Below are 12,724 nucleotides of genomic sequence, written 5' to 3' on the forward strand. Positions count from 1 at the left end.
TGACTTGAAATCTCCCTAACGTTGTTTCGACGCCCCGGTGGAGTCTCCACCTGCGTCGCTGTCGACCCTCGCCGACCCGCGATTCACATGCGCCCCATCCGCAACGGACTAGAGCGCAGTCTATCGGGGACGACACCCCTGCCCAAACGCTGTGATCGGTATCACTCGCACTGGTCAGGCGGGCCTTGCCGTTCGTTCCGACCGCCCGGGGGCGGCCGGTCCTACTTGGTGTGTATCGACTGAACGAGGAACGACGTTACCGTTCCGAGATCAGACCGGGCAAGTGACTGTCTCATGTGTCACTCATCCGACGCTCAGATAACGTTTTGCTACTTCTTAGGCGGATCGTCCGGCATGCGAAGTCCGCACCGCAGGATCTCGTACTGCGGCTCGCGGGCGATCCGGTAGCTGTTGAACTCCGCGGCCTGCAGCAGGTTGTGGCGGAATCGCGTGAAACTCCAGGTGTCCTTGTACGACGCGAAGCGATCGACCGTCTCCGGGCAGGTGAGCGCGTACTTCGCCAACACGACGTCCCGCCGGGACACGAACGCGGGCAGTCCCCTGCCCTTGGTCACGCCGCCGCTCTCCGCGATCACCCACGAGCTCGGCAAGTTCTTGTCGTGCCCGATCCGACCGTCGGTGAGGCGTTCAGTATGTGCCGCAAGCGGATACGCAAGGCCCATCTGATCGATCACCCGAACGTCGAGCGGGGCGTTCATGCTCGTCATGCCGAGGTTGAGGAAGTAGACGGTCACCTGCCGCGGTTTGCCCGCGGCCATCGTGTCCGGCAGCTTCGCGACGTACCACTGGTCGTAGTCGCCCGACGGCAGGATGATGCCGCCGGTGTCGCGGAGCTCGTCGATCCGTTCGACCATGGCACGCATGCGCGGGTAGTCGAGATAGTCCGACGCGAGGATCGGATTCTCGTTGCCCATGTTGGTGACGTAGAAGCGACGCTCGTCGACGATGCCGTCCCGGCCGATGTCCATCGGCGAGTTCGACAGCACCTTGCTGTGTTCGGAGACGCCCCACCAGACCGTCGCACCCCACGCGAGTCCGATGCCCACCGCGGCGGCCAGACGGAGCTGCCCGCTGCGCGTGCGCACCGTGTCGGGCAGGACCGCGGGCACGACCATCACCGGAAGCAGCAGGATGAACAGCGGCGTCAACAAGACACGGCCGTGCATGAAGTCGCCGCCCTGGCGGAGCCAGTAGACGCCGAGGATCAGGCCTGCGAGAAGCATCGTGACGACAACGGTCCGCTGCGACTGCATCCCGCGCGAGAACGCCGACCACCGGGCGACCAGCCGATCGCGCGAGGATTCGGGCTCGTCGTCGTCGAGGATGTCGGGTATCGCGGCGTCGCGGTACGTCTCGACTGCGCTCGACGATCCGGCGGACTCGCTCGACGGCAGGACGGACTCGCTCGACGACCGGGCGAGACGGTCGGCCCGGGCGAGGACCGCCAGGAGGACGCCGACGACGACCGCCAGAATCACCGGGAGGAGCAGCGTGTACGGGCCGAACAGGTTGCCGAGGTATTTGAAGCCCTGCTCCCACTTGGAGCCGCTGGCGTCCTTGGCGATCGCCGGGTTCGGCACGAGGACGGCGTAGTAGCCCATCCGGAAGATCTGGTAGCCCACCGGAAGCAGGCCCGCGACGGCCGTCATCGCCAGGCGCATCCGCCAGCCGATGGGCGAGCAGAACAGCACCAGCAGCACGAGGACGCCGAGGACGGCGCCTTCGGGACGGACCAGCGGCGCCAGACCCGCGGTGAAGGCGAGCGCGAGGAACGCGGCACGCGTCCGGCGGCTCGGTTCGGCGTCGCGTCTGCGCGCCCACGCGAGGAACTGACACCACAGCGCGGCGACCCAGAAGATCGTCAGGCCGTTCTCGAGGCCGGACGTCGCGAAGTCGCGGGCGGGCGGGACGGCGATGTAGACGATCGCGCCGAGCGGCAGCAGCAGTCCGACCCCGGGTCCGGTGACGCTGCGCCCGTACAAGCGGGCGGTGCCGTACATGGCGAGCGGGATCGCCGACACCGACAGGATCAGCGCCACCCAGAGCGCGACGTACTCGGTGTGCTCGGCCCCGGTGATCCACGAGAAGAACCAGAGGACGTACGTCCACAAGGTGGACGTGTTCGCCTCGACACGCTCCCCCGCGTTGAACACGGGCCCGTTGCCCGCGAGCAGGTTGCGGATGGTGCGCAGCACGATGAGGCCGTCATCGGCGATCCACCGACGCTGCCAGGCACCGATCGCGAAGAGCACAGTGACGGCGATCGCGCCGATCGAGAAGCTCGTGATCGGCGCGATCAGACGGCGACGCGAATCGGTCGCCGAGGCGGGTGTGTCAGACGGGGACATAGACGGCCACAGCCACGATCACGACCCACGCGACGGCGAGCGCCTGGAGGACGCGGTCGCCGAGGGCGACCTCCTCCGGCTCGCCTGCCTGGCCGCCGTCGACGTCGACCGCGTACCGCAGGATCGCGATGGTGAACGGCACCATCGAGATCGCGTAGAAGACGTTGTCGTCGTGCGGACCGTCGAACGCCCACAGGCCGTAGCAGAGGACGACCGCGGTCGCCGACAGCGTCCACACGAAACGCAGGTAGGTGGTCGTGTAGTACTGCAACGACTTGCGGATCTTGGCTCCGGTGCGCTCCGCGAGCTGAAGTTCCGCGTAGCGCTTGCCCGCCGCCATGAACAGCGAACCGAAGGCCATGACCAGCAGGAACCACTTCGACAGGCCGTTGGGCAGGTCGGCCGCGACGCCACCGGCGATCGCGCGGAGCAGGAAGCCCGACGACACGATGCAGATGTCGATGACGGCCTGGTGCTTGAGGCCGAAGCAGTAGCCGAGCTGAATCAGCAGGTAGACGCCGATGGTGACGGCCGTCTGCCAGTTCGCCAGGAACGAGATGCCGATGGACGCCGCGGCGAGGACCACGGCCAGTCCGAACGCCAGATTGCGCGGGACGACGCCCGCGGCGATCGGCCGGAAACGCTTGGTGGGGTGCTGGCGGTCGGCTTCCACGTCGAGCGCGTCGTTGATCAGATAGATCGACGACGCGACCAGGCAGAACGCGACGAACGCGATGCCGACTGCGGCCATCTTGCCGCCGTCGGTGAGCGTGTCGGTGCCCGCGGCCATCGGCGCGGCCAGCACCAGCACGTTCTTGACCCACTGGCGGGGACGCAACGCCTTGACCAGACCGGACGCCAAGTTCTTCGGCGGACCGGTGACTCCGGTCTCGATCGGCTCCTCGCTCATCTACTGCTCCTCGATTCTCGTGTCTGCGGCAATGACCGCGCCTGCGGTCAGCGCTCCGACGAGTGCTCCGGCAGTCACATCGGAAGGGTAGTGGACGCCGAGCACCAAACGTGAAACGAGCATAGGCGGCACGATCACGGCGGGGAGCACGCCGAGCGGCAGACCAGCGGCTCGTCCGAGGAGGATCGCGGCGGCCGTGGTGGACGTCGCATGGCTCGACGGGAAGCTGAGCTTGCTCGGCGTGCCGACGCCGACCTTGATGTCGGGGTGATTCGGACGCTTGCGGCGGACCACGCGCTTGATGACGACCGACGCCGCGTGCGCGGTGAACGCTCCGGCTCCGGCCTCGATGTAGCGGCGGCGTGCGACGACGTCTCCGCGGCGATGGGCCGCGAGGGCCCCCGCACCGGCGAGCGCGAGCCAGCCGAGCGAGTGCTCGCCGAAGTGCGACAGCCCGCGGGCGGCGGGCAGCACACCCGGCCGGTCGGCGATGGCGCCCTGGATGGCGACGAGCGCGGCGGCCTCACCCGTCGCGGGTGTGAGATCAGTCGATTCCGAAGACACGGGCCCAACTCTCCTTGCTGACGAGGTCGTCGTGTGCGGCGCGGTACTCCCCGCGCATGTCGTCGAACCGCTCGCGCAGTTCACGGACCAGTGCCGCCGATTCGCGGCCGAGGGCGATCGCCTTGTCGCGGTCCCGCTTGCGGTACACCACGCCGCGCCCGTCCGCCGTCGTGACGGTGACGCCGTCGACGCGGCCGAGGGAGAACCAGCGGGCCTCGATCGGCGGGTAGTTGGCCTGCGGCGTCTCGTGGTGACGCGGATCGGCCGGCCGCGCATTGTTGATCAGCGCCTTGACCAGCGTCTTCGCCTTGGCGACCGCACCCTCGGGGCCATTGACGCCGAGTGCGGTGGCCTCGCCGGAGGTCTTCGGCAGATCCTGCGCGGACGGCAGGACCACGGCGTCCGGGTACTCCTTGCGGATGGCGGCGATCTTGCCGAGCGCCGTCGGCAGGATGTCGCGGATGTGGTCCGGTCCCGCGAGGAAGTCGCGGATCGCCTCGTTCTGGATGGCGACCGTCGAGTACTCCAGACACAGCAGGTGCTTGGCGGTGGCCTTCGCCATCGACGTCAGGATGCCGTCGATGGAGCCGTCCTTGTACATGGACGCCACGACGAGACGGTTGCGCAGGTGGAAGTACGCCTGCCAGTCGATGGCGTCGTCCTTGTCGCTCCACGCCATGTGCCAGATCGCGATGCCCGGGACCGTCGCCGTCGGATAGCCCGCACGGGCCGCGCGGAGTGCGAACTCCCAGTCGTCCCACTTGATGAACAGCGGCAGCGGCAGCCCGATGGTCTCGGCGACCTCGCGGGGATACATGCACATCCACCAGCCGTTGCCCTCGACGTCGATGCGCCGGTGCAGGTGCGACGAGTTGTCCCGATCGGTGAGCGGGTACTTCGAGAAGTCGTGGTCGTACTCGACGAACGGCGCCGCCGTCCACATGAACTTGTGGTGGTCGATCACCTCGCCCATGCAATGCAGGTGGCTGCGTTCCTGCAGGTTGAGCATCTGACCGCCGACGAGCATCGGCGCTTTGGCGAAACGCGACAGGGCGAGGGCACGCAGAATCGAGTCGGGCTCGATCATGATGTCGTCGTCCATGTACAGGATGTACGGGCTGTCGGTGAGACGCAGCGCCTCGTACAGGATGCGCGAGTAACCGCCCGATCCGCCGAGGTTGCCCTGGTCGAAGATGTGCAGACGGTCGCCGAGCGCCTCGGCGGCCTCGGTGTAGCCGGGTTCGTCCTTCACCTTGCGGGTGCCCTGATCGGGCATCAGAACGGCGTCGATCACCTCGTTGACCAGCGGGTCGGACGTCAGTGCGGCCAGCGCGGCGACGGCGTCGGTGGGACGGTTGAACGTCGGGATCCCGACGGTGACGCCGTTTTGAATCCGCGCACTGTCTCTATTCGGCCCGTTCGCTTCGCTCCCGGCACCGGGTTCGACGGTGGCGTACCAACCGGCCGACAGGATCTCGGTGGCCGAGTCGGTGGTGACGTCGAACCAGATCCAGCCGCCGTCCTCGAACGGCCCGAGGTCGGTCTCGAGTTCGATGACGCCGACGCCGGTCTCCGGGTCGACGGGCACGAGGTCGCCGCCGATGCCGATCCGCGAACCGTCGATCTTCGAGCGGTAGAGGTCCACTCGAGCATTGCCGCGGATCTCCACCCGCAGCACCACCGAGGTCAGGACACTCCAGCGGCGCCAGTACGACGCGGGGAACGCGTTGAAGTACGTCGCGAAGCTGGCCTCGGAGTCCGCGCCCAGGCTCACGCTGGTGCGGGACGGCGCATGCGCGCGGCCGCTGTTGGTCGACGCCTCGTCGAGGTACAGGGAACGCACGTCGAGCGGCTCGCCCGGCCGCGGGAAGATGACCCGCTGCAGGAGGCTGACGGCTTTCGTGGGGTTGCTCATCTACTCTGCTTCCGACGCGAGCGGCGCACCGTCGCGCAGGTGCGGCGCCAGCGTGTTGTCGAACATTGTCAACGCACTGGCGATCGCCATGTGCATGTCGAGGTACTGGTAGGTGCCGAGGCGCCCGCCGAACAGGACCTTGTGCGACGCGGTCTCGGCCTTCGCGAGGTCGCGGTAGGCCGCGAGCCGCTCACGATCGTCGGGCGTGTTGATCGGGTAGTACGGCTCGTCGCCCTGTTCGGCGAAGCGGCTGAACTCCCGCATGATCACGGTCTTGTCGGACGGGTAGTTCGTGCGCTCCGGGTGGAAGTGACGGAACTCGTGGATGCGCGTGAACGGGACCTCGGCGTCGTTGTAGTTCATGACGGGCGTGCCCTGGAAGTCGCCCGTCGGCAGCACCTCGGTTTCGAAATCCAGGGTGCGCCAGCCGAGTTCGCCCGCCGAGTAGTCGAAGTAGCGGTCGAGCGGACCGGTGTAGACGACGGGCGCGTCCGGATTGGCGGCGCGCAGCTCGTCGCGGACGTCGAACCAGTCGGTCGACAGGCGGACCTCGATGCGCTCGTCCGCCGCCATGTTCTCCAGCCACGCGGTGTAGCCCTCGACGGGCAGTCCCTCGTAGGTGTCGCTGAAGTAGCGGTTGTCGAAGTTGTAGCGGACCGGCAGTCGGGTGATGTTGCCCGCGGGCAGGTTCTTCGGGTCGGTCTGCCACTGTTTGGCGGTGTACGCCTTGATGAACGCCTCGTACAGGGGACGACCGATCAGGCTGATCGCCTTCTCCTCGAAGTTCGCCGCGTCCTTCGAGTCGAATTCGGAGGACTGCTCGGCGATCAGGGCGCGCGCCTCGTCGGGCGTGTGCGAGCGGCCGAAGAACTGGTTGACCAGACCGAGGCCCATGGGCAGCGGGTACGCCTGGCCCTGGTACAGCCCGAACACCCGGTGCTGGTAGCCGGTGAATTCGGTGAACTGCGTGACGTAGTCCCACACCTTCTTATTGGACGTGTGGAACAGGTGCGCACCGTACTTGTGGATCTCGATGCCGGTCTCCGGCTCGGCCTCCGAGTACGCGTTGCCGCCGATGTGGTCGCGCCGGTCGAGGACGAGCACCCGCTTGCCGAGCTGGGTCGCTGCGCGCTCCGCCACGGTCAGGCCGTAGAACCCGGAGCCGACGACGATCAGGTCGTAATTGTTGTCCGTCACGGCTGTTCAGCCTATCCGACAGAAGCTGAGTATTCGCCCAGCACCGGCACACGATAGCGCATGTCACGCTGTGAGCTTCGTCTGCGACCAGCGCAACGCCGACCACCCTCTCAACGACCGGCTCCCCGAGCGCAGTCGAGGACCCGCCGCCCAGCCGTCACCACCCAGCGCGTCTCGACTGCGCTCGACGAACCGGGAAAGCTCCCAGCCCACCGCACCCAACGTCCAAGCACACCGCGACCGCCGGCTCGCCGAGCGCAGTCGGGGGGCTAGCGCAGACCGTCCGCCGTCGGGAAGCCGAGCTTGGCGAGACCGCCCGCGTTGAGGAAGTCGGTCAGCGCCTGGCCGAAGAGCGCATGCGCGCCGGTCAGCGGGCTGAAGTAGAGGACGCCGTTCTGCAGCACCTGGACGAGGCCCTGCATTCCGTGACCGTCGGTGAGGAGTTCGGGGGCGCTGACGGTTCCCGTCGACCCCTGCGAGTTGTCGCTGCGCTCCCGGCTGACGAGGCCCTTCAGCGAGTCGGCCTTGAGGCCGAGCGCGGTGGTGCCCTGCTTGATGATCTGCTCGATGATCGGCCGCATCTGGGCGGTGATCGACGACAGGTCGGGAGAGCCGAGCGCCGACAATCCGGGAATCACCGTGTTCAGGACGTCGCCGAGGGGACCGAGGTCGAGAAAGTCGCCGACCGCGGGCGCTCCGACCGTCGGCTTGACGATCTTCGGCAACGACTTCTGGCCTTCGATGGAGAACCAGTCGGACTTGAGCTGCAGCTTCACGCGAGCGTCGTTGCCGCTGGCCTCGACGGTGCCGCCGGTGCCGACAACCCGGACCTTGATGACGCGGCCACTGCCCGCGCCGAGACCGTTGGCCTCGATCACCTCGAAGCTCTTCAGTGAACCGACGCCGAACGCGCTCGCGATGCTGCCCGCGCTGACCTCGGCCTTCCAGTTGTGATCGGGCGCGATCGAGTCGCCCGCGTCTTCGACGGCGGGGAACAGCCCGCCCGCGGTGAAGCCGCCGGTGGACGCCGAGAACTCGGTGAGCGCGGGCTTTCCGTTCAGGAGTCGGATCTGGCCCGCGGTGGCGTCGGCCGCCCGCGACGTGCGCGGATCCTCGCCGGACGCGCCGTTGTACATCTGCGACGCCTGCGTGTTGTCCATGTCGCGCCCCTGCTGGAGGCCGGCAAGAACGTACGATCGCGCGGCGACCGCCTGCGCCTTGAGCGCTTCGAATCCGCCCGAGTCGCCCCACGAGGGCATCGACTCCTTCGGGATCACACCCTTGACGTAGTCGTCGACGTGCAGCTTGTTGATCACCTTGCCGCCCGCGAGGCCGATGGAGCCGCGGAATGCGTCACCGCCCGCGCAGAAGGTGAGCAGTTCGTTCGCCGGGCGGTTCGCGGCCGGGTCGACGGGGTCGACCTGCGTCGCCGGAACGGTCTTCACGACGGCGCCGCCGCAGCCCTGAGTGATGGAGGCAGTACCCCCGGACAGGCTGACAGCCTGCCCGGGAGCCACCGTCTGGCCGCCTACTTTGAGCCCAGCCCCCGCATGGACACTGACCGACGACTTCTCGCTGAGCGAGACCGTGACCTCGTCGGCAGTGCCCACCTTCCCCGCGGTGGTGTTCCCGTAGTAGTGGCGCAGGATTCGATCCGCCGACCAGCCCTGCTTGGCGTAGCCGTACGCACCCCATTGACCAAGTCCCCGACCGTGCCCGTGGCCGTGGCCGTCGAGCACGAAGCTGTTGCCCGCGGTGAGCCCGACGTCTTCGCTGAAGACTCCGGTCGCACCGACGACGAGGCCGCCTGCGAGGAGCGCAGGCGCCAACCCCAACGCTGCGAAGGTGATCGTTCGCTTCTTGGCACGACTGGGACGGACGTTGGGCACTGCAGAACCCCTTCGGGCGGGAACCTCAGAAGCGCTCCTGAGGCCCGTGTGACTTGTGGGACTCCTGTGACAGTAGTGAACTTACGTGCCGTCCGCCAAGCCCAAGCGATCACAAGCGCGTCACGGTCGAGAACGCATGTTCGATGTTGCTCCCCACTTGCTGCGTCTCGACTGCGCTCGACGAACCGACGAAACGCTCGACGAGACGACGAGACGACCAAACGCTCGCCCGGACCCACGCGGGCGGAGGAGCCGGGTCAGAACCAGCGTTCGAGGATTGCGGCGACGCCGTCGTCGGCCGCGGGCGCGGTCACCTCGTCGGCGGCGGCGAGGGCCGCGGGGTCGCCGTTGCCCATCGCCACGCCGTGCGACGCCCAGCGGAGCATCTCGATGTCGTTGGGCATGTCGCCGAACGCGATCGCCGACGACCCGTCGACGTCGGTGTTCGCGAGCAGCCACCGCAGTCCGGACGCCTTGTGGACGCCGGGGACCGACATCTCGATGAGTCCGGTGTCGATGGAGAACGTCACCTCGGCGAGGTCGCCGATCAGCGGCCTCACCGACGCGGCCATCTCCCTCGATGACATGCCCGGCTTACGGGCCAGGAGCTTCACCGCCGGAGCCTCGACGAGCCTGCCGTCGCTGACCTCGACGTGGTCGGGGTTGAGCCACGCGTGCTTGTACCCGGACGTCGCCACGAACGACGCCGTCGCCGCGTCGTGCGCGGAGGTCCCGGCGCGTTCGGCGGCCAGACCGACGCCGGGGACCGCGTCGGCGCAGATGTCGCGGAGCGTCTCGAGGACGTCGGTCGACAGTTCCTCGGCGTGCAGAATCCGGTCGCCGAGCACGTCGTAGACGATGGCTCCGTTGGCGCACACCGCGAATCGGGTGGCCGCCGCGGTTCCCGCGAGCTGATCAGTGATCGGCGGCACCCAGCGCGGGGGACGACCGGTAGACGGGACGAGCTCCACTCCGGCGGCCCGCGCCCGGAGCAGGACCTCGACCGTGCGGGGCGAGATCGGGTCGTCGCCGACGATGAGCGTGCCGTCGACGTCGGACGCGATCATGGACGGGGGTCCGAAGGTCACTTCTTCTTCTCTCGTTTCGCTGCCCGACGAGCCGCCTTCTCCGCGGCCTCGGCGTCTTCGAGGATCAGCGCGTGGTCGGGGGTCGGCGCACTTCCGCCGAGGCGTGCGGGCAACCAGTCGGCGCCCGCCGGTGCGTCAGGGTATGCGTCCTGCACGCGGTACAAGAGGTCGACCATGACCGTCCGGAGCCGCTCGGCGGCGTCCGCCGGGTCGTCGTCCGCCGCGAAGTGCAGCGGCTCGCCGAAGGCGACGTCGATCGGGATCCGAGTTCGACCCATCCGCCGTCGCACGCCCTTGCTCCACTGCCGGTGCGCGCCCCACACGATAGTCGGGATCACCGGCACACCGGCGTCGATCGCCATCCGCACCGCTCCCGTCTTGAACTCCTTGAGTTCGAAGCTGCGGCTGATCGTCGCCTCCGGGTAGACACCGACGAGTTCACCCGCGCGCAGATCGTCGACGGCCACTCGGTAGGCGTCCGCACCCGCGGACCGGTCCACCGGCACGGCCCGCGCATGTTTCACGAGAAACCGCATGACGCCGATGTCCGTCAACTCGGACTTCACGAGGAAACGCGCACGCCGACGACGCTTTCGCAGGGCGAGACCGAGCGGCATGAAGTCCGTGTACCCGGTGTGGTTGACGGCGATGACCGCACCGCCCGACTCGGGCACGTTGTCGAGCCCGGCCACCGTCCGCCGCGTGCCCTGCACCGCGTGAATCGTGCCGGCGATCAGTTCCAGCGTCCGGTAGACGGGCTCCATGTCACTGTTCGCCGCGTTTGCGGGCCTTCTCCTCCGCCTCCGCGGCGTCCATCGCATTCGCCTCGTCCAGCGTCGGAGCCCCGCCACCGCGCGCCGCGGGCACCCAGAACTCACCGGGCGGGTACGGGCCGTAACCGTCCTGCAGTTCGGTCAGCTTGGCGCGCATCGACTCGTGCAGTCGTGCGGTGAGCTGCTCCGGCGTGCCCTCGGGCGCGATCGCCTCGGCGACGCCGACCATGATCTTGAAGCCGTTGCGGCCCATGTTGCGCGGGTGGCCCTTGGTCCAGATGCGTTGCGCTCCCCACACGATCGTCGGGACCAGCGGCGCACCCGACTCGAGCGCCATGCGGGCGGCTCCGCTCTTGAACGACTTCAGCTCGAAGCTGCGGCTGATCGTCGCCTCCGGGTAGACCCCGACGAGTTCCCCCCGCTTGAGGTAGTCGACGGCGTCGTGGTAGCTCTGCGCGCCGTTCGCGCGGTCGACCGGGATGTGCTTGAGGGAACGCATGATCGGGCCGCCGACCGCGTTGTCGAACACTTCCTTCTTCGCCATGAACCGCACGTACCGCTTGCCCTGCAGATACGCGGGAATGCCCGCGAAGGTGAAGTCGAGGTAGCCGGTGTGGTTGAAGGCGACCACGCCGGGACCGTCCTTGGGCACGTTCTCCACGCCCGAGATGTCGAACTTGAGGCCCTGCGCCAGCCACAGCATGCGAGCGGTCGAGATGACGGAGGAATACACGGGTTCCATGCGACTAGAGCCTAGTCGATCCCCCGGTCTCGTCTCGGACGACGATCACGCGAGCGAACGAGCGATGACCAGTCGCTGGATCTGGTTGGTCCCCTCGAAGATCTGCGTGATCTTGGCCTCCCTCATGAGTCGTTCCGGGCGGAAGTCGCGGGTGTACCCGTTGCCGCCGAGGACCTGCACGGCGTCGGTGGTGACCTTCATCGCCGCGTCCGTCGCGACCAGTTTGGCGACGGACGCGTTCCGCGAGTACGGGAGACCGGCGTCGCGGCGGCGGGCGGCGTCGAGGTAGGTGGCCCGAGCGGAGTCGACGGCCGCGGCCATGTCGGCGAGCAGGAAGCCGAGTCCCTGGTGATCGATGATCTTGCGGCCGAACGTCTCCCGCTCCTTGGCGTAGGCGACGGCCTCGTCCAGCGCGGCTTGCGCGATGCCGGTGGCGACGGCCGCGATGCCGAGCCTGCCGGAGTCGAGGGCGCTGAACGCGATCTGCAGACCCTGCCCCTCCGTGCCGATCCGTCGGTCGTCGGGGAGCCGCACGTCGTCGTACCGCGCCGATGTGGTCGGGACCGCCGTCAGACCCATCTTCTCCTCGGGCCTGCCGAAGCTGAGGCCGTCGACGCCGTCGGGCACGAGGAAGCACGAGATGCCTTTCGAACCCTCGCCGGTGCGCGCGAACAGGTTGTAGAAGTCGGCGACGCCGCCGTGGGTGATCCACGCCTTCTCGCCGGTGATCGAGTAGCCGTCGTCCACCGGTGTCGCCTTGCAGACCAACGCCGCGGCGTCCGATCCGGCCTGCGGCTCGGAGAGGCTGTACGCACCGATCGTGCCGCCGCCGAGCATGTCGGGCAGCCAGCGCTCCTTCTGTTCCCCGGTGCCGAAGGAGAACAGCGGGTGGCACGCGAGGCTGTGCACGCTGACCGCGACACCGACGGCCGCCCAACGAGACGCGATCTCCTCCAGGACCTGCAGGTACACCTCGTAGGGCTGCCCGCCGCCGCCCCACTCCTCCGGGTACGGCAGGCTCAGCAGTCCGGCCTCGCCGAGGGTCGCGAACACGCCGTCGGGATACTTCTCGGCCTTCTCGTGCTCGTCGACGACGGGCGCGAGCACCTTGTCGGCGATGTCGCGGGTCAGGGCGATGAGGTCGCGGGCCTCATCGGTCGGCAGAAGGCGGTCAGCGGGCACGGCGGGCTCCTCGAGGAAACGACAGTACTGGGGTGACCTGAAGAGTACTGCCGGTCGAGCAGTACTACAAGGGTTCTCGCAGTACTACTGTGGTG

The 12,724-nt window shown here is 68.1% G+C and carries 10 protein-coding genes; all 10 read right to left on the reverse strand.

Annotated features, from left to right (window positions below; translation table 11 throughout):
• Positions 1-329: 329 nt before the first annotated feature.
• Entirely contained in the window at positions 330-2,369 is a 2,040-nt protein-coding gene (locus tag GYB83_RS04410) for an arabinofuranosyltransferase AftB family protein (RefSeq protein WP_161894331.1), read from the reverse strand.
• The gene (locus GYB83_RS04415; protein WP_161894332.1) at positions 2,356-3,279 is read right to left on the reverse strand and encodes a decaprenyl-phosphate phosphoribosyltransferase; all 924 of its coding nucleotides are present in this window, start codon (positions 3,277-3,279) and stop codon (positions 2,356-2,358) included. The genes GYB83_RS04410 and GYB83_RS04415 overlap by 14 nt, the downstream gene beginning before the upstream one ends.
• The gene (locus tag GYB83_RS04420) at positions 3,280-3,843 is read right to left on the reverse strand and encodes a phosphatase PAP2 family protein (RefSeq protein ID WP_161894333.1); all 564 of its coding nucleotides are present in this window, start codon (positions 3,841-3,843) and stop codon (positions 3,280-3,282) included.
• Positions 3,824-5,758 (reverse strand): glycosyltransferase, encoded by a 1,935-nt coding sequence (locus GYB83_RS04425; RefSeq protein WP_161894334.1) that lies wholly within the window; start codon positions 5,756-5,758, stop codon positions 3,824-3,826. The genes GYB83_RS04420 and GYB83_RS04425 overlap by 20 nt, the downstream gene beginning before the upstream one ends.
• Positions 5,759-6,955, reverse strand: a complete 1,197-nt coding sequence (gene glf, locus GYB83_RS04430; RefSeq protein ID WP_161894335.1) for a UDP-galactopyranose mutase — start codon at positions 6,953-6,955, stop codon at positions 5,759-5,761. It abuts the gene before it with no gap.
• A gap of 269 nt (positions 6,956-7,224) precedes the next feature.
• Positions 7,225-8,844, reverse strand: coding sequence for a SpoIID/LytB domain-containing protein (locus tag GYB83_RS04435; protein WP_161894336.1), 1,620 nt, complete (start codon positions 8,842-8,844; stop codon positions 7,225-7,227).
• 257 nt (positions 8,845-9,101) lie between these two features.
• Complete coding sequence (locus tag GYB83_RS04440; protein ID WP_161894337.1) at positions 9,102-9,932, reverse strand: HAD family hydrolase; 831 nt, start codon at positions 9,930-9,932, stop codon at positions 9,102-9,104.
• Positions 9,929-10,696: a lysophospholipid acyltransferase family protein gene (locus GYB83_RS04445; RefSeq protein ID WP_161894338.1), complete on the reverse strand. Its 768-nt coding sequence runs from the start codon at positions 10,694-10,696 to the stop codon at positions 9,929-9,931. The genes GYB83_RS04440 and GYB83_RS04445 overlap by 4 nt, the downstream gene beginning before the upstream one ends.
• A gap of 1 nt (position 10,697) precedes the next feature.
• Positions 10,698-11,447 carry a lysophospholipid acyltransferase family protein gene (locus tag GYB83_RS04450; RefSeq protein WP_161894339.1) on the reverse strand — a complete coding sequence of 250 codons (750 nt, stop codon included), beginning with the start codon at positions 11,445-11,447 and terminating at the stop codon, positions 10,698-10,700.
• A 45-nt stretch (positions 11,448-11,492) separates the two neighbouring features.
• Positions 11,493-12,629: an acyl-CoA dehydrogenase family protein gene (locus tag GYB83_RS04455; protein ID WP_161894340.1), complete on the reverse strand. Its 1,137-nt coding sequence runs from the start codon at positions 12,627-12,629 to the stop codon at positions 11,493-11,495.
• Positions 12,630-12,724: the final 95 nt, after the last annotated feature.

It is taken from the genome of Gordonia spumicola, assembly GCF_009932475.1.
Taxonomy (GTDB): domain Bacteria; phylum Actinomycetota; class Actinomycetes; order Mycobacteriales; family Mycobacteriaceae; genus Gordonia; species Gordonia spumicola.

Bases quoted from the DNA above. Each gene is read 5' to 3' on its own strand.
- GYB83_RS04410 (WP_161894331.1), bottom strand. From the start codon at position 2,369: ATGTCCCCGTCTGACACACCCGCCTCGGCGACCGATTCGCGTCGCCGT.
- GYB83_RS04415 (WP_161894332.1), bottom strand. From the start codon at position 3,279: ATGAGCGAGGAGCCGATCGAGACCGGAGTCACCGGTCCGCCGAAGAAC.
- GYB83_RS04425 (WP_161894334.1), bottom strand. From the start codon at position 5,758: ATGAGCAACCCCACGAAAGCCGTCAGCCTCCTGCAGCGGGTCATCTTC.
- GYB83_RS04445 (WP_161894338.1), bottom strand. From the start codon at position 10,696: ATGGAGCCCGTCTACCGGACGCTGGAACTGATCGCCGGCACGATTCAC.
- GYB83_RS04450 (WP_161894339.1), bottom strand. From the start codon at position 11,447: ATGGAACCCGTGTATTCCTCCGTCATCTCGACCGCTCGCATGCTGTGG.